The 21,238-nt window shown below is 55.8% G+C and carries 20 protein-coding genes; 10 read left to right on the plus strand and 10 right to left on the minus strand.

The window, feature by feature from the left end; all coding sequences use genetic code 11:
• Positions 1 to 133: 133 nt before the first annotated feature.
• Both IM313_RS01465 and IM313_RS01470 read right to left on the minus strand, forming a co-directional pair.
• Positions 134 to 1,522, minus strand: coding sequence for a HAMP domain-containing sensor histidine kinase (locus tag IM313_RS01465; protein WP_048999442.1), 1,389 nt, complete (start codon positions 1,520 to 1,522; stop codon positions 134 to 136).
• On the minus strand, positions 1,522 to 2,199 hold the full coding sequence (locus IM313_RS01470; protein ID WP_028012995.1) for a response regulator: 678 nt from the start codon (positions 2,197 to 2,199) through the stop codon (positions 1,522 to 1,524). The genes IM313_RS01465 and IM313_RS01470 overlap by 1 nt, the downstream gene beginning before the upstream one ends.
• Positions 2,200 to 2,402: 203 nt before the next feature.
• Here IM313_RS01470 and IM313_RS01475 point away from each other — a divergent pair, with 203 nt between their 5' ends.
• Together IM313_RS01475 and IM313_RS01480 are read left to right on the plus strand one after the other, a co-directional pair.
• Positions 2,403 to 3,239 carry a MipA/OmpV family protein gene (locus IM313_RS01475; protein WP_048999441.1) on the plus strand — a complete coding sequence of 279 codons (837 nt, stop codon included), beginning with the start codon at positions 2,403 to 2,405 and terminating at the stop codon, positions 3,237 to 3,239.
• Positions 3,240 to 3,472: 233 nt separating this feature from the next.
• Positions 3,473 to 5,203: a SulP family inorganic anion transporter gene (locus IM313_RS01480; RefSeq protein WP_192971005.1), complete on the plus strand. Its 1,731-nt coding sequence runs from the start codon at positions 3,473 to 3,475 to the stop codon at positions 5,201 to 5,203.
• 35 nt (positions 5,204 to 5,238) lie between these two features.
• Here the strand turns inward: IM313_RS01480 and dmsD are convergent, their stop codons facing one another.
• The 3 genes from dmsD to IM313_RS01495 all read right to left on the minus strand — a co-directional run bounded on the left by dmsD (position 5,239) and on the right by IM313_RS01495 (position 8,809).
• The gene (gene dmsD, locus IM313_RS01485; RefSeq protein ID WP_045261443.1) at positions 5,239 to 5,853 is read right to left on the minus strand and encodes a Tat proofreading chaperone DmsD; all 615 of its coding nucleotides are present in this window, start codon (positions 5,851 to 5,853) and stop codon (positions 5,239 to 5,241) included.
• Between the two features lie 92 nt (positions 5,854 to 5,945).
• On the minus strand, positions 5,946 to 8,384 hold the full coding sequence (ynfE, locus tag IM313_RS01490) for a selenate/tellurate reductase subunit YnfE (protein ID WP_192971006.1): 2,439 nt from the start codon (positions 8,382 to 8,384) through the stop codon (positions 5,946 to 5,948).
• A 131-nt stretch (positions 8,385 to 8,515) separates the two neighbouring features.
• Positions 8,516 to 8,809, minus strand: coding sequence for a DUF1161 domain-containing protein (locus IM313_RS01495; RefSeq protein WP_028013000.1), 294 nt, complete (start codon positions 8,807 to 8,809; stop codon positions 8,516 to 8,518).
• A 69-nt stretch (positions 8,810 to 8,878) separates the two neighbouring features.
• Here IM313_RS01495 and IM313_RS01500 point away from each other — a divergent pair, with 69 nt between their 5' ends.
• A complete protein-coding gene (locus IM313_RS01500; protein WP_032644870.1) occupies positions 8,879 to 9,625 on the plus strand; it encodes a YnfC family lipoprotein in 747 nt (248 codons plus the stop codon).
• A gap of 17 nt (positions 9,626 to 9,642) precedes the next feature.
• On the opposite strand, the gene speG is transcribed toward IM313_RS01500, so the two are convergent.
• Complete coding sequence (speG, locus tag IM313_RS01505) at positions 9,643 to 10,203, minus strand: spermidine N1-acetyltransferase (protein ID WP_041910220.1); 561 nt, start codon at positions 10,201 to 10,203, stop codon at positions 9,643 to 9,645.
• Entirely contained in the window at positions 10,203 to 10,541 is a 339-nt protein-coding gene (locus IM313_RS01510; RefSeq protein ID WP_008502414.1) for a DUF1283 family protein, read from the minus strand. The genes speG and IM313_RS01510 overlap by 1 nt, the downstream gene beginning before the upstream one ends.
• A gap of 152 nt (positions 10,542 to 10,693) precedes the next feature.
• Here IM313_RS01510 and IM313_RS01515 point away from each other — a divergent pair, with 152 nt between their 5' ends.
• The 5 genes from IM313_RS01515 to IM313_RS01535 all read left to right on the plus strand — a co-directional run bounded on the left by IM313_RS01515 (position 10,694) and on the right by IM313_RS01535 (position 16,507).
• Positions 10,694 to 11,020 (plus strand): YnfA family protein, encoded by a 327-nt coding sequence (locus IM313_RS01515; RefSeq protein ID WP_192971007.1) that lies wholly within the window; start codon positions 10,694 to 10,696, stop codon positions 11,018 to 11,020.
• 112 nt (positions 11,021 to 11,132) lie between these two features.
• Positions 11,133 to 12,347: a D-mannonate dehydratase ManD gene (gene manD, locus IM313_RS01520; protein WP_028013004.1), complete on the plus strand. Its 1,215-nt coding sequence runs from the start codon at positions 11,133 to 11,135 to the stop codon at positions 12,345 to 12,347.
• A 14-nt stretch (positions 12,348 to 12,361) separates the two neighbouring features.
• Entirely contained in the window at positions 12,362 to 13,381 is a 1,020-nt protein-coding gene (locus IM313_RS01525) for a Zn-dependent oxidoreductase (RefSeq protein ID WP_028013005.1), read from the plus strand.
• A gap of 73 nt (positions 13,382 to 13,454) precedes the next feature.
• Positions 13,455 to 14,822: an MFS transporter gene (locus IM313_RS01530; RefSeq protein ID WP_192971008.1), complete on the plus strand. Its 1,368-nt coding sequence runs from the start codon at positions 13,455 to 13,457 to the stop codon at positions 14,820 to 14,822.
• A gap of 221 nt (positions 14,823 to 15,043) precedes the next feature.
• Positions 15,044 to 16,507, plus strand: coding sequence for a mannitol dehydrogenase family protein (locus IM313_RS01535; protein ID WP_192971009.1), 1,464 nt, complete (start codon positions 15,044 to 15,046; stop codon positions 16,505 to 16,507).
• A gap of 43 nt (positions 16,508 to 16,550) precedes the next feature.
• On the opposite strand, the gene ydfZ is transcribed toward IM313_RS01535, so the two are convergent.
• Positions 16,551 to 16,754 (minus strand): putative selenium delivery protein YdfZ, encoded by a 204-nt coding sequence (gene ydfZ, locus IM313_RS01540; RefSeq protein ID WP_028013008.1) that lies wholly within the window; start codon positions 16,752 to 16,754, stop codon positions 16,551 to 16,553.
• A gap of 288 nt (positions 16,755 to 17,042) precedes the next feature.
• Between ydfZ and IM313_RS01545 the strand changes: the two genes are divergently transcribed.
• The gene (locus tag IM313_RS01545; RefSeq protein ID WP_192971010.1) at positions 17,043 to 17,474 is read left to right on the plus strand and encodes a universal stress protein; all 432 of its coding nucleotides are present in this window, start codon (positions 17,043 to 17,045) and stop codon (positions 17,472 to 17,474) included.
• Positions 17,475 to 17,507: 33 nt separating this feature from the next.
• On the opposite strand, the gene IM313_RS01550 is transcribed toward IM313_RS01545, so the two are convergent.
• A complete protein-coding gene (locus IM313_RS01550) occupies positions 17,508 to 18,194 on the minus strand; it encodes a GntR family transcriptional regulator (RefSeq protein WP_028013010.1) in 687 nt (228 codons plus the stop codon).
• A gap of 91 nt (positions 18,195 to 18,285) precedes the next feature.
• Positions 18,286 to 19,032, minus strand: coding sequence for a bifunctional NADP-dependent 3-hydroxy acid dehydrogenase/3-hydroxypropionate dehydrogenase YdfG (ydfG, locus tag IM313_RS01555; protein ID WP_028013011.1), 747 nt, complete (start codon positions 19,030 to 19,032; stop codon positions 18,286 to 18,288).
• A gap of 142 nt (positions 19,033 to 19,174) precedes the next feature.
• Between ydfG and dcp the strand changes: the two genes are divergently transcribed.
• Positions 19,175 to 21,208 (plus strand): peptidyl-dipeptidase Dcp, encoded by a 2,034-nt coding sequence (gene dcp / locus IM313_RS01560; protein WP_192971011.1) that lies wholly within the window; start codon positions 19,175 to 19,177, stop codon positions 21,206 to 21,208.
• Positions 21,209 to 21,238: the final 30 nt, after the last annotated feature.

Below are 21,238 nucleotides of genomic sequence, written 5' to 3' on the forward strand. Positions count from 1 at the left end.
CTTTCCTGGGTTGCGGTGAATCTTGTTCTTTTTGGCACCGCAGAGGTGAATAAGCAATAAACAACAATATAACAAATACGGTAATTTTTTTGAAGCAATCTGCGGCATTTGCGATCAAACACCCTGTTCCGGTTTAGCTATACGTGCGGTTCGGGAAGTCAACCGTCACCAGCAGGCCACCTTCTGCGGAAGTACTCAGGTTTACGCTGCTGCCGTGCTGCTGTGCAACGGCTTTGACAATGGCAAGCCCCAGTCCGCTCCCGCTTTGCAGCTGATTGGGGTCGCGGAAAAACCGGTCGAATACGCGCTCGCGCAATTCAACCGGGATACCCGGCCCCCGATCGGAGACGCGTAGCTGGGCTGAATTATCTGCTGAGCGTACCTCTACCTGAATCCGCCCGCCCTCAGGACTGTACTTCACGGCGTTTTCAATGAGATTGTCTATAAGCGACATCAGACGCTCCCTGACGCCAGCGATCCAAATCTCATCCTCAGCGAAGAATTCCAGCTCAATCTTGCGCCCGGACGCTAGCGGCTCCAGCGCAGCCATCCGCTCTTGTATGAGCGAGGTTAGCGGCACGGGCTCCATCGCGGTGTCAATGCGCGCTTCACTGTGCATCATCAGCAGCAGCTGGTTGACAAGACGGGCCGCCCGGCTATTGCTGCGCACAATCCCTGCAAGCAGCTGCCGCTGGCTCTCGCTGCTCACCCAGGACTGCAGCGCCTCCACGTTGATGCGCATCGCGGCCAGCGGCGTACGCAGCTCGTGCGCGGCGTCCGCAATGAAAACCCGTTCGCGTTCAGCGCTTTCCCGCACTCTGGCAAGAAAATCATTTATCGCGTCCACCATCTGGCGGAGTTCCTTATGCCCGGGAACAGCCTTTAAAGGGGAGAGATCGTCAGGCGAACGTAATGAGATCTCATTAACCACCTTGCTCCAGGGGCGCATCGCAATGCGGATTGACAGCCACGCAGGAAACAGAAGAAAAGGAATACATACCAGCAGCGGCATAATGTAGTAGCCCCGCGAGTTCAGGTAGATAAAGAAGTTCCAGCTTCCGGCAGGGGTGAAAAGGGTAACCTCCACGTCGGAGTGGGGGGATTTAAGCGTGCGGCTCGTCCAGGCGTGGCCTTCACTCTGAACGCGCTGCAATTCGCCCAGTCTGGTGTTTTTTACCCCCGTAGGTGCACCATCAGAAGAGAAAATAACCTCGTTGTTTTTGCGAACGATCAGGTTAATCGAAAGCTCCGGATCTTCACCGCCGCCATAGCCTTCCCGCAACGCTTTGCTGAATGCTTCCAGGACATCATTACGATCCTGCGGGCGCTCGTCACTGAGATCAACCAGAGTAAAAATGGTTTCGTAAGTCTTACTTCCCGTGAGTATCGGAGGGCTACGCAGGTCTTCCAATAAAATAAAGGTTAAAAAAAGACACCACAGCAGGGTAAGCAGCAGCATCTGGGCGATGATAATTCGCCGTACCAGCGTTGGGCGCCTCAGTTGGTGCCAGACATTTCGCATTAATCTGTCACCTTCTGGATAGCGACGGTATCAATGACATACCCGACGCCCCGCACCGTTCGTACATAGCCGTCACCAATTTTTCGCCGCAAATTCCCCATATGCACGTCGAGCGCATTGCTGAGATTTTCCTTCGCGCCAAATATCCTCTCTTCCAGGAACCGCCGCGTGATCACCCGGTCAGCGCGCAGCATCAACGTTTCAAGCAGCGCATATTCACTGGCCGTCAACTCAACGTGACGCGCGTTCACCGTTACGCGACGCGTCGGGATATGAAGCGATAAGCTCCTGATTTCTATCGCTTCATTTTCAAAACCGTAGCTGCGTCGCGCAAGGGCTCTGACTCGCGCCAGCAGTTCGGCGAGAACGAAGGGTTTGACAAGATAGTCGTCTGCGCCAGCATCCAGCCCGCACAGGCGATCCTGCAGGGTGCCTCGCGCCGTCAGGATGATGACGGGGATCCCCTTAAGCTGCTGGCGCAAACGCGTCATCAGGCTCATGCCGTCGCCGTCGGGCAGCCCCAGGTCGAGCAGAATAAGTTCCGGCACGCCGACCTCAAGCTGATGCAGCGCATCCTCTTTACGGCGAACCCATATGACATCAAATCCTTGATCTGAGAGGGCGATACGTACGCCATTGCCGAGATCCAGGTCGTCTTCGATTAGTAAGATTTTCACATTGGTAACTGTATCAACAGTGAATGAAGAACAACTTAAGAAAAAAACGGTAGCAGGAAATCCGTCCGGTTGACAGCGCCCGCACGCGCTTCAGCGTTTCTTCATTTTCGGCTCATAAGAACCTCAGGGTGAGTATTCAGAATGAGTGCTCTGGCGTGTAAACCGCTGGCATTGCAATCATTTGAATCCAAAGGACTTCTTCAATGAGTAACATCGAACTGCGTCATACTTTCCCCTATTTGCTTCCGAGCCGCAGACTGAAAAACATCGTGCCGGGCGTTATTCTGGCGTTACTGGCAACCCCGGTACTGGCGGCAGAGCAGAAACAGGGCAATGTCTTAACCCTGGGGGGAGGCGTGGACGTCGCGCCACGCTACTCGGGTTCGGATAAAAGCCGGGTCTCGGCAGCTCAGGTAGTAGATTATTCCATGGCAAATGGTTTCTTTATCAGCACCACGCGGGGTATCGGTTACGGAAATAACATTGGCAACCTGGATTACAACGCCGCAGTGAGCTACCGAACAGGCCGTAAAGATAAAGACGTGAGCAGTGATTCGATCAGCTCCGGCAGCGACTATCTGCGGGGGATGGGCGATATCAAAGGTTCCGCTATCGTGGTGCCGGGGCTGGGGTATAAGGTGACCGACTGGCTCAATCTGCAACTGCAGGCTGAGATCCCGGTTTCTGAGAGAGACAACGGTGAGGCGGTGCATTTCGGCATTTCCAGCCCGCTCTACACATCGTCGAAAAATGCGGTGACGCTGGGGCTGACTGGCAGCTGGGGTTCCGGCAAGTACATGCAAACGTACTATGGGGTTAATGCTGCCCAGTCCGCCGCATCGGGATTTGCCCGACATGACGCCGGAGCGGGAATTTACGCCTGGTCGATGAACCTTGACTGGACCTACAGGCTCACCTCGCGCTGGAGCGTTCTCACCTCCGCGGGCGTAACGCAGCTGACGGGGGATGCGGGTGATAGCCCGATCGTGCAACGTAAAACGTCGCCAACGGGAAGCCTGAAGGTGACGTACAGTTTCTGATTGCGGGTTGCTTATAGATATGAGCGCGCAATAGCGACGAATTTGAGCCGCCCCGGAAAGATGATGGGGCGGTAGTTTTTAAATGATGTTTAACAGCAGTCAGAATAATGAGTTGACTGACGTTTTATTAAGAACTGAGAGGCATCGACCTGACTCCGGAGCATTTGGAAACCAGAACCTCACTGAGAAGTGTGCCAATATGACGTGGCTATCATCCCTGTCCGGAGAATAAAGTGCTCGGAAAATTATTGTTAAAGTACATGCCAGGGTTACAAAATTTGTTAGCCTACGATAAAAGCTGGCTAAAACATGATGTTAAAGCTGGATTATCCGTTGCGGCTGTAGCGCTACCCGTTGCTATTGCTTATGCTGAATTGGCAGGTGTTGGGGCAATTGTGGGGCTCTATTCCTGCGTTTTACCGATGATAGCTTATGCACTGTTTGGTTCTTCACGTCAGCTTATTGTTGGCCCTGATGCAACGACCTGCGCCGTGATTGCAGCCGTCGTGTTTCCTCTTTCTGCAGGCAATCCTGAACTGCACTGGCAACTGACGATCGTCATGACATTGATGATGGGCGGGTGGTGCCTGCTTGCCAGTAAATTTCATCTGGGTGCACTTGCCGATCTCCTTTCTCATCCCATTCTTACAGGGTTGCTTAATGGCGTAGCCGTGACGATTATTGTCGGGCAATTAGGCAAGGTTTTGGGGATCAAGCTCGATGAAGCGCAGGTTATTGAGAAAATACTGGCCTTGCCAGGCCGACTTTTAGACAGCCATGTATTAACAATAGGGATATCACTTTTAACGTTAATTATTTTAATGGTTATCAAAACGTATCGCAGCCACTGGCCAGCACCTCTGATTGCCATTGTGATGACAACGATACTGGTATGGGGAACATCTGCGCAACAGTATGGTATTGCCACGATTGGGGGGGATGGCTTCCAGCCTGGTTTACCCGTCGTTAACTGGGGGGCGTTCCAGCCCGGTCCGATGCGAGAATTAGTGATCCCGGCGCTGAACCTGGCTTTAGTGAGTTTTGTCAGTCTGATGCTGACCGCCCGCAGTTTCGCCGCGAAAAATGGCTATGAAATTAATGCTGATGCAGAGTTCCGGGCACTGGGTATTGCGAACATTATGTCTGGGCTATCTCAGGGATTTGCCATCAGTGGAGCCGATTCCCGGACCGCGGTTAATGATTCCGTTGGGGGGAAAAGTCAGCTGGTTTCCATAGTCGCAGCCTTACTGATAGGTTTAGTGGTGGTATTTTTCACGCAGCCATTACAATTTATTCCGGTATCTGCATTAGGTATTGTTCTAATGTATGCATCGTGGTCATTAATTGATTTACGTGGGTTATGGAACCTGAGGCGAAGAAATAAACAGGCATTTCGCCTGGCCTTTTTCACGTTTGGCTGTGTTTTAATCATCGGTGTAATTCAGGGGATCGGCCTTGCGGTGTTGCTTGGCCTGTTACAGTTCCTGCGTACGGTATTTCGTCCCTCTGAGCACTTACTGGGGACTGACGAAAATGGAATGATCCACTCATTAGGGAATACAACCGATATTAAAATGGTCCCGGGCGTGCTGATGTATCGATTTAACTCACCGTTGACCTATTTTAATGTGGCTTATTTTAAACGTCGGGTATTGAACCTGGTTGATGGTGCAGCATTACAACCTCAATGGGTGGTTATTGATGCCGTGGCTTGCTTCACCTATTCAGATATCAGTGTCCTGGCAACCATTAATGAGTTAAAGCGTGACCTGAAAGCCCGACAGATTATGTTAATCCTTGCGGGCAGGAAAACGGAATTAACACGTTGGTTTAAAGAAAGTCGGCCAACGATGAATGATGATGACATGATTCTGGCGCCAGACCTCTATTTGGCACTCCGGTTCATTCAAAGCAAAGAAAGTGTGAGTGAATCAGGTGGTGATGCACAACCAAACCCTGGTTAAAGGCTTGCTCGCCACCCGCGAGCAAGCCATATCCCTTAGCGGTACAACGTCTTTTCCGCAACCGGAACAACCAACGCCGATCGCCAGTCCGCCAGCGTCAGCTGCGCAAGCCTGCCGAGCGCGATATAGAACGGATGCCCGGCGTTGTCGACAAACACCGACAGAAAGCGGGTGCTCCACGGCAGCAGATGCCACGCCAGAAGCCGATCGCACTCCGATTTGCGGCCATTCTCGGCCAGCCATGCCGCCAGCAGCAGCAGGGTGCCGAAATGATCTTCCGGTTCATTTTGCTGCATCTGAAACGCGATATTGTTTTCCCGCATCCACTGGCGCAGCGCGAGGGTCGAATCGCCAAACAGCACGGATTCACGGTCCAGCCAGACGGAACCCCACGGCGGAGCGGGCAGGGCATAAGGACCAATAAACAGCCGTTGCCAGGCATCCGTCAGCGGCTCATCGGAAGATGAGGCAAAGGTTTCGGCAACGGGCAGCAGCGTTTCCGGCGGCAGGGGCCAGTCCTCTATCCATTCGCCAGCGGTAAGTGCCTGCACCAGCGGGGCTGTCTGCTCGCTGTCAGGGGCGAAGTAAAACAGCGCGCCCAGTACGCGGGCGCTGAACGCGAACGAGTCACGGTGTGAGACGTCTTTCATTAAACCTTCCTTGCTCGCGCGGTTATGTCCGCGCGAGGTGATTAACCATTAATACAGACCAAAGCATAAACCAGGGTCATAGAATTCACCCCTTACACCTTCTCAATCTGCACCAGATTGGTGTGCTGCGGGTTGCCTTTTGCCAGCGGTGACGGGCGGTGCGTGGTCAGGGTGTTGATACACGAGCCGTGGTCGATACGATCGCCATTCATATTGGCATCGTGCCAGGCTCCCTGGCCCATTGCGCTTACGCCTGGCATGATGCGCGGCGTGACTTTCGCTTCTATTCTCACCTCACCGCGATCGTTAAAGACGCGCACCGTATCGCCGTTCTTAATGCCACGTTTCGCGGCATCAACGGGATTCAGCCAGACCTCCTGGCGGCAGGCCGCTTGCAGCACGTCGACGTTACCGTAGCTCGAGTGGGTGCGGGCTTTAAAATGGAAGCCAAACAGCTGCAGCGGGAACTGCGCGCGCTCGGGCGCATCCCAGCCGTCAAAGGTGGATGCGTAGACGGGCAGCGGGCTGATGGTCTCATCTTTTGCCAGCTCCCAGGTCGCCGCAATATCCGCCAGCTTGCTGGAATAAATTTCAATCTTGCCTGAGGGCGTTTTCAGCGGGTTGGCTTCCGGGTTCTCGCGGAATTTTTTATAGGCCACAAAGTGTCCGTTCGGATCTTTGCGCTTATAGATGCCCATTTTTTTCAGCTCGTCATAGGACGGCAGCGTGGGATCTTTTGCGAGCATTTTGGCATACAGATACTGCAGCCACTCTTCCTGCGTTCGCCCTTCGGTAAATTTCTGATGGATATCCGGTCCGAGGCGTTTCGCCACTTCGCTCATGATCCAGTAGATAGGCTTGCGCTCAAACTTCGGCGCGGTCACGGGCTGGAGAAAAATCAGGTAACCCATGTTCCCGGCGTAATCGTTAGGGATAATGTCTTCCTGCTCAACGGTCATTAAATCTGGCAGCAGGATATCGGCGTATTTCGCCGATGAGGTCATAAAGTTGTCGATCACCACGATGGTTTCGCACTTGCTTTCGTCCTGCAGAATATCGTGGGTTTTATTGATATCGGAGTGCTGGTTAATAATGGTGTTGCCCGCGTAGTTCCAGATGAACTTAATTGGCACGTCCAGCTTATCTTTACCGCGTACCCCGTCGCGCAGAGCGGTCATTTCCGGGCCACGGGCGATGGCGTCCGTCCAGCTGAAGCAGGAAATTTGCGTTTTGACCGGGTTTTCCGGCAGCGGCATACGTTCGATAGTGATGGTGTAGGTCGACTCACGGGCGCCGCTGTTGCCGCCGTTGATCCCCACGTTGCCGGTCAGAATCGGCAGCATCGCGATGGCGCGGGAGGTCAGTTCACCGTTCGCCTGACGCTGTGGTCCCCAGCCCTGGCAGATATAGGCCGGCTTCGCGGATCCAATCTCGCGGGCCAGTTTAATGATGCGGTCTGCAGGAATGCCGGTGATGCGCGAGGCCCACTCCGGCGTTTTCGCCGTGTTGTCCTCACCCTGGCCGAGAATGTACGCTTTATAGTGACCATTCGCGGTGGCACCTTCCGGCAGCGTTTTTTCGTCGTAGCCAACACAGTATTTGTCCAGGAAAGGCTGGTCAACCAGGTTTTCGTCGATCAATACCCAGGCAATCCCCGCCACCAGGGCGGCATCGGTACCCGGACGGATCGGGATCCACTCGTCTTCGCGTCCGGCTGCCGTATCGGTGTAGCGCGGGTCGATGACAATCATACGTGCGTTAGAACGCTCGCGGGCCTGCTCCAGATAGTAAGTAATCCCGCCGCCGCTCATGCGCGTTTCCGCCGGGTTATTGCCGAACATCACCACCAGTTTGGTATTTTCGATATCCGAGGTGCTGTTGCCGTCGTTGCTGCCGTAGGTATAAGGCATCGCGCAGGCGATTTGCGCCGTGCTGTAGGTGCCGTAGTGGCTCAGGAAACCGCCGTAGCAGTTCATCAGGCGCGCCACCAGCGAAGCGTAAGGGGAGGAGCGGGTGATATTGCCGCCGACAATTCCGGAGGAGTAATTAATATACACCGCTTCGTTGCCGTACTTGCTGACCACGTCTTTCAGGCTGGTGGTGATGACGTTCAGCGCTTCGTCCCAGCTGATGCGCTCGAACTTGCCTTCACCCCGCTTACCCACGCGTTTCATCGGGTAGTTCAGACGGTCAGGGTGGTTGATGCGGCGGCGAATGGAGCGCCCGCGCAGGCAGGCCCGGACCTGGTGATTGCCGTAGATATCCTCACCGGTGTTATCCGTTTCGACCCAGTACACTTCGTCATCGCGGACGTGCAGACGCAGCGCACAGCGGCTGCCGCAGTTGACCGAACAGGCGCCCCAGACCACTTTATCTTCTGCCGGTTTCATTGCATTTTGTACCGCGGCTGCGGCGCTTTTCAGTCCAAAAGGCAATGAAATTCCGCCAGCGGCAAGCGCCAGAGAACCTATCGCCGTAGATTTCACGAGTGTTCGACGGCTAATCCCGCCGTGATGTTCGATATCGGACATGGCTCACCCCACCATTGTGATTACGTATTATTTTTCCCGAAATGATAACCGGGCTAATGATGGGGTGAGTGTTACTTATTTGGAGGTATTAAATATTAATCCTTGTCAAATCAAAGGGGATTGACGGTGATTTACTGAGGTTCAGCCGGCGCATTATCCTGATTGCCGGACGCCGCCCCGCTGCCCGTACGGGTGTACAAAATTTTAAAGGTGTCGTTGGCACAGTGGCCCACCACCTGAGCGTCCGGCTGGTCAGCCTGATCGTTCGGCACAATGTTCAGCGTAAAACCTGACTCCGGCACGCCGTTGTTGATGATCTTCTGCTGAATGTCGCTTTTCACGCGCTCGCAGGAGTCCGGTGCCGCCAGCGCGGCCGTTGAGGCACTCATTAACAGCAGGGCGGTAATCCAGGGTAACCGTTTCATCTGTAGCTCCTTTTCTCTGTGTAGAGATTAATTTTAGCAGGCTTCGTGTAAACAACTGTATTTGCTAATATGATTGGGAATAATCTCTCTGTATTGGTAAAGAATGTGAAGAAATATGCAGCGATAACGCTCCTGGCAGCTACTCTCGCAGGGTGTGATAACAACTCCGCGCCGCTGTCGTTTACGCCCGAGATGGCGAGTTTTTCGAACGAATTCGATTTCGACCCTCTTCGCGGCCCGGTCAAGGATTTTACCCAGACGCTGTTCAACGAGAAGGGTGAAGTGTCCAAACGGGTCACCGGCACCGTGTCGGCGGAAGGGTGTTTCGATACGCTGGAGCTGCACGACCTGGAGGCTAACACGGGCGTAGCGCTGGTGCTGGATGCCAACTACTACATCGATGCAGAAACCCAGCAGCGTAAGGTGAAGCTGCAGGGCAAATGCCAGCTGGCCGAACTGCCGTCAGCCGGGGTGACGTGGGATACCGACGACAACGGCTTCGTGGTGGCCGCACATGGTAAAGAGATGGAGGTGAAGTACCGCTACGATGCGGATGGCTACCCGCTGGGCAAAACCACCGTCTCCGGGGATCAGCATTTATCGGTACAGTCGACGCCATCTAAGGATCTGCGCAAAAGAATGGATTACTCGGCCGTGAGCCTGTTAAACGATAAGCCGCTGGGCAACGTGACGCAAAGCTGCGACTACGATCGCCACAATAACCCGGTGAGCTGCGATCTGACGATCACGGACGACAGCGTCAAACCCGCCGTTGAGCGCAAGTACACCATCAAAAACACGATTGAGTATTACTGAGAATGAAACCGCGCAGGCTACTGCGCGGTTGGTTTCAGCAGGCTGGCACCTGACGGCTTGTGACCGGCCAGATGCTGATGCTGGAAAATGCACATGCGGATGGTATTCCGGTATTCACCATTGATAAAGAACTCATGAATCAGCTCGCCTTCTACCATAAAGCCCAGCTTGCGGTAGATATGGATCGCTTTTTCGTTCTCTTTATCCACGATCAGATAAAGCTTGTAGAGATTCAGTACGTTGAATCCGTAATCCATCGCCAGCTTCGCCGCCCGGGAGGCCAGGCCTTTCCCCTGGTGCTCCGGCGAAATAATGATCTGGAACTCCGCCCGGCGGTGAACGTGGTTGATCTCAACCAGCTCCACCAGCCCGGCTTTGTCGCCTTCACACTCCACCACAAAACGACGCTCGCTCTGATCGTGAATGTGCTTGTCGTAAAGATCCGACAGCTCGACAAAGGCTTCGTACGGCTCTTCGAACCAGTAGCGCATCACGCTGGCGTTATTGTCGAGCTGGTGGACAAAGCGCAGGTCTTCACGCTCCAGCGGCCGGAGTTTTACGTCACAGGGCGCCGACATTATGGGGCTACCGTACGACCAGTGCGGCGATCCAGGCAGCGCAGGGTGTTCGGCTCCCAGTAGGCATTGACGTTCGCACTTTGCTGACACTTATCGCGTGCGTCAAAGGCGACATCTTCTTTGTCCCACTCTTTTTCAGCACGTTTGTTGACCTTCTGACGAAGGCTGCGGGTGTCATTCCATTGTTCTTTGTCCATCGCGGCGTTCTGGCGGCTTTGCGCGCTGTCACCAGACTCAATAATGAGCTTGCTGGTTTCCGCTGTCGCAGAGGCGGCAAAGGCGAACGATGACAGCGCCAGCAGGGCTGTCAGACAAAGGCGTTTGCTTAATGTAGTCATAGCGTTTCCTTTTAAATGGGTGCAGATGAGCAAGTTTCCCCGTTCAGATTCTACACCAAAGAGCAATAACGGCATACCCGCGGAGCAAGTATGGAAAAGTAAAGGGCATCATCAGGTATGATGGTTAAATAAATCCTCACCTGACGTGAAATATGCTCAAAACGACGCTGCTTTTTTTTGCCACCGCGCTATGCGAAATCATCGGTTGCTTCCTGCCCTGGCTCTGGATGAAGAAGGGGGGAAGCGCACTGCTGCTGATCCCGGCGGGCGTCGCGCTGGCTCTGTTTGTCTGGCTGTTAACGCTGCATCCGGCGGCCAGTGGGCGCGTTTACGCGGCTTACGGCGGCGTCTATGTCTGCACGGCGCTGCTGTGGCTGCGCGTGGTGGACGGCGTCAAACTCAGCGCATATGACTGGTCCGGGGCGCTGATTGCCCTCTGCGGTATGCTGATTATTGTGGCGGGATGGGGCCGTGCTTGAGCCCCCCGGGTTTTGTGATCGTTAGCTGATTTTATGATCATTATACTTGTATGGTAGTAGGGTTGATGGGTAAATTTCAAGCATCACAACGAACGATGTAAGGAAAGGAATTATGAAGATTGTCGCGGCTGACGTGTTTGTTACCTGCCCGGGGCGGAACTTTGTCACCCTTAAAATCACTACCGATGAAGGGATCGTTGGCCTCGGTGACGCCACGCTGAACGGGCGTGAGCTCTCCGTTGCTTCCTACCTGAAAGATCATCTCTGCCCGCAGCTGATTGGCCGCGACGCGCACCGTATCGAAGATATCTGGCAATTCTTCTATAAGGGCGCCTACTGGCGCCGCGGGCCGGTCACCATGTCGGCTATCTCCGCTGTGGATATGGCGCTCTGGGACATCAAAGCCAAAGCGGCCAATATGCCGCTCTACCAGCTGCTGGGCGGCGCATCCCGTGAGGGCGTAATGGTCTACTGCCACACCACCGGGCACACCATTGACGACGTGCTGGAAGATTACGCCCGCCATAAGGAGATGGGCTTTAAGGCGATCCGCGTCCAGTGCGGCGTGCCGGGTATGAAAACCACCTACGGCATGGCTAAAGGGAAGGGGTTGGCCTACGAGCCCGCCACCAAAGGCGACTGGCCGGAAGAGCAGCTTTGGTCCACCGAGAAATACCTCGATTTCACGCCAAAACTGTTTGACGCGGTGCGCAGTAAATTTGGCTTCAATGAGCATCTCCTGCACGACATGCACCACCGTCTGACGCCCATCGAAGCGGCGCGCTTCGGCAAGAGTATCGAAGCGTTCCGCATGTTCTGGATGGAAGACCCAACGCCTGCGGAAAACCAGGAGTGCTTCCGCCTGATCCGCCAGCATACCGTCACGCCAATTGCGGTGGGCGAGGTGTTTAACAGCATCTGGGACTGCAAGCAGCTTATTGAAGAGCAGCTTATCGACTATATCCGCACCACTATCACCCATGCAGGGGGGATCACCGGGATGCGCCGCATCGCGGACTTCGCGTCGCTCTATCAGGTGCGTACCGGCTCGCACGGCCCGTCCGACCTGTCGCCGATCTGCCACGCAGCCGCGCTGCATTTCGACCTGTGGGTGCCGAACTTCGGCGTGCAGGAATATATGGGATACTCCGAACAGATGCTGGAAGTCTTCCCGCACAGCTGGCGCTTTGATAACGGCTATATGCATCCGGGCGAGAAGCCGGGGCTGGGCATTGAGTTTGATGAAAAGCTGGCGGCGAAATACCCGTACGATCCGGCCTATCTGCCGGTGGCCCGTCTCGAAGACGGCACGCTGTGGAACTGGTAACCGAGGAGCGAACGATGAAAAGCGTAGTGATTCAACAGCCGAACCAGCTGGTGATTGAAGAGCGTCCGCGCCCGGAGCCAGGCGCAGGGGAAGTCCGCGTCAAAATCAAGCTGGCCGGGATCTGCGGGTCAGACAGCCACATCTACCGCGGGCATAATCCGTTTGCAAAATATCCGCGCGTGATTGGCCACGAGTTTTTTGGCACGATCGACGCCGTGGGCGAGGGCGTAGAACCGTCCCGGTTAGGGGAGCGCGTTTCGGTGGATCCGGTGATCAGCTGCGGGCACTGCTACCCGTGCTCCGTCGGCAAGCCTAACGTCTGCACCTCGCTGGTGGTGCTGGGCGTCCACCGCGACGGCGGATTCAGCGAATATGCCGCCGTGCCCGCTAAAAATGCCTGGCGCATCCCGGATGCGATCCCGGATAAACACGCCGTGATGGTTGAACCTTTCACCATTGCCGCCAACGTGACGGGGCAGGCTAGCCCTACCGAACAGGACGTTGCGCTGATCTACGGTGCAGGGCCGATGGGACTGGTCACCGTACAGGCGCTGAAGGGCGTCTACAACGTGAAGCAGGTTATCGTCGTCGACAGAATCAATGAGCGTCTGGCCATGGCCCAGCGCAGCGGCGCGGACTGGGTCTTTAATAACGGCGAAACGTCGCTGCAGGCCGCGCTGGACGAAAAAGGCATCAAGCCGACGCTGATTATTGATGCCGCCTGTCATCCGTCGATTTTGCAGGAGGCGGTCACCCTGGCTTCCCCGGCGGCGCGCATCGTGCTGATGGGCTTCTCCAGCGAGCCGAGCCAGATAGTCCAGCAGGGGATTACCGGTAAAGAGCTGGCGATCTTCTCCTCGCGCCTCAATGCCAACAAATTCCCGGTCGTCATCGACTGGCTTGAAAAAGGGCTGATCGATCCGGAAAAACTGATCACCCATACCTTTGACTATCACCATGTAACAGACGCCATCGAACTGTTTGAAAAAGACCAGCGGCAGTGCTGCAAGGTTTTACTGACGTTCGGGCAATAACCCTACACGCGGTTAAGAGCCCGCGAAGACGGGCTCTCAGTGGTACGCATCTTACCTTTTAGAGATAGCCATTATGACGCAAGCACAACCTCAAAGAACCACCTCAGATCTGGTGAAAGCCGCCGTCTCCGGCTGGCTGGGCACCGCGCTGGAGTTTATGGATTTCCAGCTCTACTCGCTAGGGGCGGCGCTGGTATTTCATGAAATCTTCTTCCCGGAACAATCGGCCGCGATGGCGCTGATTCTGGCGATGGGAACCTACGGCGCGGGGTACATCGCGCGTATCGTCGGGGCCTTTATCTTCGGCAGAATGGGCGACAGCATTGGCCGTAAAAAGGTGCTGTTTATCACCATCACCATGATGGGGATCTGCACCACGCTGATTGGCGTGCTGCCGACCTACGCGCAGATCGGCATTTTTGCGCCCGTACTGCTGGTAACGCTGCGTATCATTCAGGGGCTGGGCGCCGGGGCGGAGATCTCCGGGGCGGGGACCATGCTGGCGGAGTACGCCCCGAAAGGGAAACGCGGCATCATCTCCTCGCTGGTGGCGATGGGGACTAACTGCGGGACGCTGAGCGCCACGGCGATCTGGGCCATTATGTTCTTCGCCCTCGATCGTGAACAGCTGCTCGCCTGGGGCTGGCGCGTGCCGTTCCTTGCCAGCGTCGTGGTGATGATCTTTGCCATCTGGCTGCGAATGAACCTCAAGGAGAGCCCGGTCTTTGAGAAAGTAAACGATGCAGAAACCGTGCAGCCGGACACCTCGCTGGGTTCCATGGTGAAAAGTAAATCCTTCTGGCTGGCGACCGGCCTGCGTTTCGGTCAGGCGGGCAACTCGGGGCTGATCCAGACCTTCCTCGCGGGTTATCTGGTCCAGACGCTGCTGTTCGATAAAGCGATTCCCACCGACGCGCTGATGATAAGTTCCATTCTCGGGTTTATCTCCATCCCGCTGCTGGGCTGGCTTTCCGACAAAGTGGGGCGCAGGCTGCCGTACATTATCCTCAATATCTCCGCCATTATTCTGGCGTACCCGATGTTGTCGATTATCGTCGATAAGAGCTATGCGCCGGGGATAATCATGCTCTCGATCATCGTTATCCATAACTTCGCCGTGCTGGGGCTGTTTGCGCTGGAAAATATCACCATGGCGGAGATGTTTGGCTCGCGAAATCGCTTTACCCGTATGGCTATCTCCAAGGAGGCGGGCGGTCTGGTGGCGGTGGGCTTTGGCCCGGTACTGGCGGGGATTTTCTGCAATATGACGGGTTCCTGGTGGCCGATTGTAGCCATGCTGGTGGCTTATTCCGTGATTGGGCTGGTTTCGGCGTTCCTGATGCCGGAAGTCCGCGACCGCGACCTCAGCGCGGCTGAAGATGCCGCCGAGGCCGCGCCGAAAGAGCGCGTGGGTTACGGCGCGGTTTCCACGCGACGCTAGCGGTTTATATCTTTCGTGACTTATCACACAACTTTTTGTTTATGTCACACCACCTGAGCAAAAGTTAATATAAATCAAAAACTCAAACGGCAGTATCAGTATGGTTGATGGCAGTAATTTTTTACCCCGACTGCCATTCTAGTTGGTGTAGTCAGCAGGCGCTGCCGCTCTGGACTGGGGGCGGCAGCGATCCACAGCTTTCTAATTAGCGAGTCTTAATCATGGAAAACACCTTATTACAGGCCAACGCGACGCTGCCTAAGTACGATCGCGACAGCCTTAAAGCACGCAATGTACATTTAGGCTTCGGCGCATTTCACCGCGCGCATCAGGCGGTGTATGCGGACATCCTCGCGGCTGAACACGGCAGCGACTGGGGCTACTGTGAGGTTAACCTGATTGGCGGCGAGCAGCAGATTGCCGACCTGAAGGCGCAGGATAACCTCTACACCGTAGCGGAAATGTCTGCCGATGGCTGGACGTCCCGCGTGGTTGGCGTAGTCAAAAAGGCCCTGCACGCGCAGGTCGACGGGCTGGAAAGCGTGCTGGCGGCAATGTGTGAACCGCAGGTGGCGATTGTCTCGCTGACCATCACCGAAAAAGGCTACTGCCACTCTCCGGCAACCGGGCAACTGATGCTCGATCATCCTTTCATCGTTGCCGACCTGCAAAACCCGCATCAGCCGAAATCTGCGCCGGGCGTGGTGGTGGAAGCGCTGGCGCGCCGTAAAGCGGCAGGGCTGCCCGCGTTTAGCGTGATGTCCTGCGACAACATGCCGGAGAACGGTCACGTGATGCGCAACGTCACCTGCGCGTACGCCCGGGCGGTAGACGGCGAGCTGGCGGACTGGATCGAGGCTAACGTCACCTTCCCGTCAACCATGGTGGACCGCATCGTACCGGCGGTCACACCCGATACGCTGGATAAAATCGCGCAGCTGACTGGCGTACGCGATCCGGCGGCGGTGGCCTGCGAGCCGTTCCGCCAGTGGGTTATCGAGGATAACTTTGTGGCCGGGCGTCCGGAATGGGAAAAAGCCGGAGCCGAACTGGTTTCAGACGTGATCCCGTTTGAAGAGATGAAGCTACGCATGCTCAACGGCAGCCACTCTTTCCTGGCCTACCTGGGCTATCTGGCCGGTTATCAGCACATCAATGAGTGTATGGAAGACGAACACTATCGCGTCGCCGCGCACGCGCTGATGTTCAACGAGCAGGCGCCGACCCTGAAAGTGAAGGGCGTCGATTTAGAACGCTACGCTGACCTGCTGATCGCCCGTTACAGTAACCCGGCCCTGCGCCACCGTACCTGGCAAATTGCGATGGACGGCAGCCAGAAGCTTCCGCAGCGGATGCTGGATCCCGCGCGCTGGCACCTGGTGCACCAGACGCCTTTCCCACTGCTGGCGCTGGGCGTGGCTGGGTGGATGCGCTATGTCGGCGGCGTGGACGATCAGGGTAACGCTATTGACGTGAGCGATCCGCAGCTGGCGGTGATTCAGGCGGCGGTGAAGGGAAGTGCCGAAGGGGAAAACCGGGTTAACGCGCTGCTCGGCATTGAGGCCATTTTTGGGAAAGAGTTGCCGCGAGAAAAAGCCTTCACAGATGCCGTGATGAGCGCGTATCAGACGCTGCTGCAGAAGGGAGCAAAGACCACGGTGGCGGAGTACGTGTCGCACCTGTAATTCAATACATGCCGCCGTTCGCGGCGGCATGTCGGCGCACAATTTAGTGCATACCCAGACGAATCAGTTCAATTGGTTCGAACTTACCTTCGCACCCTTCCACTTCCACCGTTTTGCCACGGCGCACCTGCGCGGCATCCAGCCCGTCGCTGTGGATCGCCTTAATCACGCCGGTTTTGCCGGTGCCGCTAATCATGACGCGGCTGCCGGTGGTGATTGCATTGCGGTTACGGTCGTATGTCATCATGGTATTTTCTCCTCTCTAAACTATCCGTTACGGCGCTATTTCAGGTTTTGCCGTTCACGGGGCACTATAAATACGCCTGTCTGCCAGTCATGTTTTTGTTTTTGATCAAACTCACACTTTTTTCTTTATTACATGGGGCGTTGACGCTTCACGACGGCAATTTACAAAGCAGACCGTTATTTTCACTCATTGATAGTTTCTACGAGGAAGCGTTGAGGATTGGTTTATATTCCCGATGCCATTCTGGTTGCAGGAAATAACCCTTCATCGGAATAAGGAGTCAGGCTTATGTATAAGAAGATTTTGATGCCTGTTGACGTGTTTGAAATGGATTTAAGCGACAAAGCGGTTCGCCACGCGGCTAACCTCGCGAAGGCCGAGGGCGCGTCGATTACCCTGGTCAATATTCTGCCTGCCAGCAGCCGGTCTCTGCTGCGCGGATTCAACGCCGATATTAAAAAGTTTGAAGAGTATATGAGCGCAGAATCCGGGAAGAAAATGAACGAGTTAAAACGACTGTTCGATATCTCCCTGGAGAATATTCACACTCTGGTTCGTTTTGGCAGCGTCCGCGATGAAATTATCAAGTTGAGCAAAGAAGGGGAATATGACGTGATTGTCATCGGGTCAAGAAATCCGGGCATCACCACCCATCTGCTGGGGTCAAATGCGGAATCTATTCTGCGCTACGCCACAATTCCGGTGTTAGTCGTTCGCTAATTACGGCGCCGCCCGCCAAAAGGGCGGCAAATATCACTCTTCGCTAAACCACTCGCTATTTTCCTGACGAATAAGCTGCACGGATTCGCCTATCTCCTGCAGATGCAGGGTCATCGCTTTTTCCACGCCGTCCGGGTCGCGTTTTTCCAGCGCGCTGAAAATATCGTGATGCTGGCGGAGCAGCATTTCCGGCGGGGAGACGTGATCGAGGCTCATGTAGCGCACCCGGTCAATGGTGGCCTTGATGTTCTCGATGGTATCCCAGGCCAGCTGGCAGTCTGCAATTTGCGCCAGCTTCTGGTGAAACTCATCATCAAGCTGGAAGAAGTCGTTGAGCTGTTTACGGTCAATCGCAATGCGCTGCTGATGCAGGTTTTGCTCCAGCAGGTAACACTGGTTGTCATTAATGAGCGTCGCGGCACGGCGCACCACCGCGCATTCAATTGCCTGGCGTACGAAACAGCCGTTGCGCACCTGTGAGAGTGAAATTTTGTTCACGTAGCTGCCGCGCTGCGGGCGGATCTGAATCAGGCCGTTCTCCGCAAGCTTAATAAACGCTTCACGCACCGGCTGACGGGACACGTCAAATCGCACGGAGACCTCTTTTTCAGAAAGCGGCGTTCCCGGTGGGATCAGGCAATGGACAATATCACGTCGCAAAATGCGATAGATTTGCTGGTTTACGGGCTGGGTGGGATTGAGTTGCGATTCAGCGGCCATGAGTTGTCATTTCTCAGAGAGTTAGCCCGAACATACTACCATTCTTTTATGACCCGAAACAGACCCGGCCCGCGGGCCGGGAAGGGCTTATTTAGCCACGATGGACGCTAAGTCCGGCAAAACTCTGGCTGACCGGCATCATTTCCACGGTATTGATGTTGACGTGTTTTGGCAGCGTTGCGACCCACCAGACCGTTTCGGTGACGTCTTCCGGCGTCAGGGCGTTGGCATTTTCGTAGGTTTTATCCGCTTTCGCGTCATCGCCCTTGAAGCGCACGTTGGAGAATTCGGTGCCGCCTACCAGCCCCGGCTCGATATCGGTGACGCGAATGGCGGTGCCGTGCAGGTCGGTGCGCAGGTTCAGGCTGAACTGGCGCACAAACGCTTTGGTCGCGCCGTAGACATTACCGCCCGCGTAAGGCCAGCTCCCGGCGGTAGAACCGATGTTGATAATGTGGCCGCGGTTGCGCTCGACCATGCCCGGCAGCACCGCGCGGGTCATGTACACCAGCCCTTTGTTGTTGGTGTCGATCATGTTTTCCCAGTCTTCAACGCTGGCTTTGTGGGCTGGCTCCATGCCCAGCGCCAGACCGGCGTTGTTGACCAGCACGTCGATGGCACGCCACTCTGCCGGCAGGCTGGCAATCATCTCTTCAATGGCCGCACGGTTACGCACGTCCAGCTGCGCGGTCAGGATGCTGTCACCTAAATCGTCCTTCAGCTCCTGAAGCCGCTCCTGACGACGACCCGTTGCAATCACCTTATGCCCGTTGGCGACGAAGCGACGCGTGATGCTTTCACCAAAACCTGCCGTTGCCCCGGTAACTAAAATAATCATCTCACTGTTCCTCAACGCTTTTTGTGTGGTACTAACATAGCACGCCCGCAGAGGGTGCGTTAAGGCAACATTTGTATGACGGCGTTGCAGGCGATGGCGGCCTGGCCTACTCTGGGAAGATATTCGTTCGGAGGAGTGAAAGATGACGGCCACCAACCCCTTTTTTGACATCAGCCTGCTGCCTTACCAGGCTCCCCATTTTGATACCATCAAAGACGAGCATTATCGTCCGGCCTTCGATGAAGCGCTTCGCCAGAAGCGGGCGGACATAGAGGCGATAGTCTCTCACACCGCTGCGCCAGACTTCACTAACACCGTGCTGGCGCTGGAGAAAAGCGGCGTCATGCTTGCGCGCGTCAGCAGCGTTTTCTTCGCCATGACCTCCGCGCACACCAATGCGTACCTGCAGGAACTGGAGGAGCAGCTCTCCACCGAACTTGCCGCGCTGGCGAACGACATCTGGCTGAACGACACCCTTTTCGCCCGCGTCGAGAGCGTCTGGCAGGACCGCGCCGCGCTGGATGCCGAATCCCGTCGGCTGGTCGAGGATACGTACCAGCGCTTTATTCTGGCCGGCGCGCGCCTGAATGAAGCGGAAAAAGCCGAGCTGAAGGCGCTGAATACCGAGGCCGCGTCCCTGACCAGCCAGTTTAACCAGCGCCTGCTGGCCGCTAACAACGCGGGCGGGCTGGTGGTTGATTACGCGCACCAGCTTGAAGGCCTTAGCGCCGAAGAGATTGCCGCCGCGGCGCAGGCCGCCGCGGAAAAAGGGCTTAACGACCGCTGGCTAATCCCGCTTCTGAATACGACACAGCAGCCTGCGCTAGCCGCGCTGCGCAATCGGCAGACGCGCGAAAACCTGTTCAACGCCGGCTGGACGCGCACCCAGAAAGGGGATGAAAACGACACCCGCACGCTGATCCTGCGCCTTACGGCGCTGCGGGCGCGCCAGGCCCGTCTGCTCGGCTTTGAGGATTACGCCAGCTGGAGCATCGCCGACCAGATGGCGAAAACCCCGGCCGCCGCGCTGGAATTTATGCGCGGCATTGTGCCTGCCGCCCGCGCCCGCGCGGAACGCGAGCAGGCCGATATTCAGAAGGTCATCGACGACGAGCAGGGTGGCTTCACCGTGCAGGCCTGGGACTGGGCCTTTTATGCCGAGCGCGTGCGCCAGGCGAAATATGCCCTCGATGAATCGCAGATTCGACCCTATTTTGCGCTCAATACCGTATTGCAGGACGGTGTATTCTGGGCGGCCAGCCAGCTGTTTGGCATTCGTTTTGTGGAGCGTTTCGACATTCCGGTTTATCACCCTGACGTCCGCGTATGGGAAATTTTTGACCATACCGGTGAGGGCATGGCGCTGTTTTACGGCGACTTCTTCGCCCGCGATTCCAAGCAGGGCGGGGCCTGGATGGGCAATTTCATCGAGCAGTCCTTTGAGTTTGCTGCCCGCCCGGTGATCTACAACGTCTGCAACTACCAAAAGCCGGGTAACGGCGGCGTCGCGCTTCTCTCCTGGGATGACGTGATAACCCTGTTCCACGAGTTTGGCCATACCCTGCACGGTCTGTTTGCCAGCCAGCGCTTCGCCACGCTGTCCGGTACCAATACGCCGCGTGATTTCGTTGAATTCCCGTCGCAAATTAATGAGCACTGGGCCAGCCATCCTCAGGTGTTTAGCCACTATGCCCGTCATTACGAAACCGGTGACCCCATGCCGGACGCGCTGCGGGAAAGCATGCTCAACGCGACCCACTTCAACAAGGGCTATGACATGACGGAGCTGCTGAGTGCGGCTCTGCTGGACATGAACTGGCACGGCATCAGCGAAGCCGTGTCGAGCGTTGAAGAATTCGAAGCCGCCGCGTTGAAAAAAGAGGGGCTGGATCTGCCCGCTGTACCGCCGCGCTATCGCAGCAGCTACTTTGCCCATATCTTCGGCGGCGGCTACGCTGCGGGATATTACGCCTACCTGTGGACACAAATGCTGGCGGACGATGGCTATCAGTGGTTTGTCGAACAGGGTGGATTGACGCGTGAAAACGGGCAGAAATTCCGCGAGGCGATTTTGTCCCGTGGTAACAGTACGGACTTGGCTGAACTGTATCGCAGCTGGCGCGGGCACGATCCGAAGATTGAACCGATGCTGGAGAATCGCGGGCTGAGCGCATAAAGTCACTTTTAGCTAAGAAGATAACCGGGC

Origin of the sequence: Enterobacter cloacae complex sp. P2B (genome assembly GCF_014895985.1) — a bacterium.
Lineage (GTDB): Bacteria > Pseudomonadota > Gammaproteobacteria > Enterobacterales > Enterobacteriaceae > Enterobacter > Enterobacter bugandensis.

Bases quoted from the DNA above. Each gene is read 5' to 3' on its own strand.
- IM313_RS01465 (WP_048999442.1), bottom strand. From the start codon at position 1,522: ATGCGAAATGTCTGGCACCAACTGAGGCGCCCAACGCTGGTACGGCGA.
- IM313_RS01475 (WP_048999441.1), top strand. From the start codon at position 2,403: ATGAGTAACATCGAACTGCGTCATACTTTCCCCTATTTGCTTCCGAGC.
- dmsD (WP_045261443.1), bottom strand. From the start codon at position 5,853: ATGAAAGACGTCTCACACCGTGACTCGTTCGCGTTCAGCGCCCGCGTA.
- ynfE (WP_192971006.1), bottom strand. From the start codon at position 8,384: ATGTCCGATATCGAACATCACGGCGGGATTAGCCGTCGAACACTCGTG.
- IM313_RS01495 (WP_028013000.1), bottom strand. From the start codon at position 8,809: ATGAAACGGTTACCCTGGATTACCGCCCTGCTGTTAATGAGTGCCTCA.
- IM313_RS01500 (WP_032644870.1), top strand. From the start codon at position 8,879: ATGATTGGGAATAATCTCTCTGTATTGGTAAAGAATGTGAAGAAATAT.
- speG (WP_041910220.1), bottom strand. From the start codon at position 10,203: ATGTCGGCGCCCTGTGACGTAAAACTCCGGCCGCTGGAGCGTGAAGAC.
- IM313_RS01510 (WP_008502414.1), bottom strand. From the start codon at position 10,541: ATGACTACATTAAGCAAACGCCTTTGTCTGACAGCCCTGCTGGCGCTG.
- IM313_RS01515 (WP_192971007.1), top strand. From the start codon at position 10,694: ATGCTCAAAACGACGCTGCTTTTTTTTGCCACCGCGCTATGCGAAATC.
- manD (WP_028013004.1), top strand. From the start codon at position 11,133: ATGAAGATTGTCGCGGCTGACGTGTTTGTTACCTGCCCGGGGCGGAAC.
- IM313_RS01525 (WP_028013005.1), top strand. From the start codon at position 12,362: ATGAAAAGCGTAGTGATTCAACAGCCGAACCAGCTGGTGATTGAAGAG.
- IM313_RS01530 (WP_192971008.1), top strand. From the start codon at position 13,455: ATGACGCAAGCACAACCTCAAAGAACCACCTCAGATCTGGTGAAAGCC.
- IM313_RS01535 (WP_192971009.1), top strand. From the start codon at position 15,044: ATGGAAAACACCTTATTACAGGCCAACGCGACGCTGCCTAAGTACGAT.
- ydfZ (WP_028013008.1), bottom strand. From the start codon at position 16,754: ATGATGACATACGACCGTAACCGCAATGCAATCACCACCGGCAGCCGC.
- IM313_RS01545 (WP_192971010.1), top strand. From the start codon at position 17,043: ATGTATAAGAAGATTTTGATGCCTGTTGACGTGTTTGAAATGGATTTA.
- IM313_RS01550 (WP_028013010.1), bottom strand. From the start codon at position 18,194: ATGGCCGCTGAATCGCAACTCAATCCCACCCAGCCCGTAAACCAGCAA.
- ydfG (WP_028013011.1), bottom strand. From the start codon at position 19,032: ATGATTATTTTAGTTACCGGGGCAACGGCAGGTTTTGGTGAAAGCATC.
- dcp (WP_192971011.1), top strand. From the start codon at position 19,175: ATGACGGCCACCAACCCCTTTTTTGACATCAGCCTGCTGCCTTACCAG.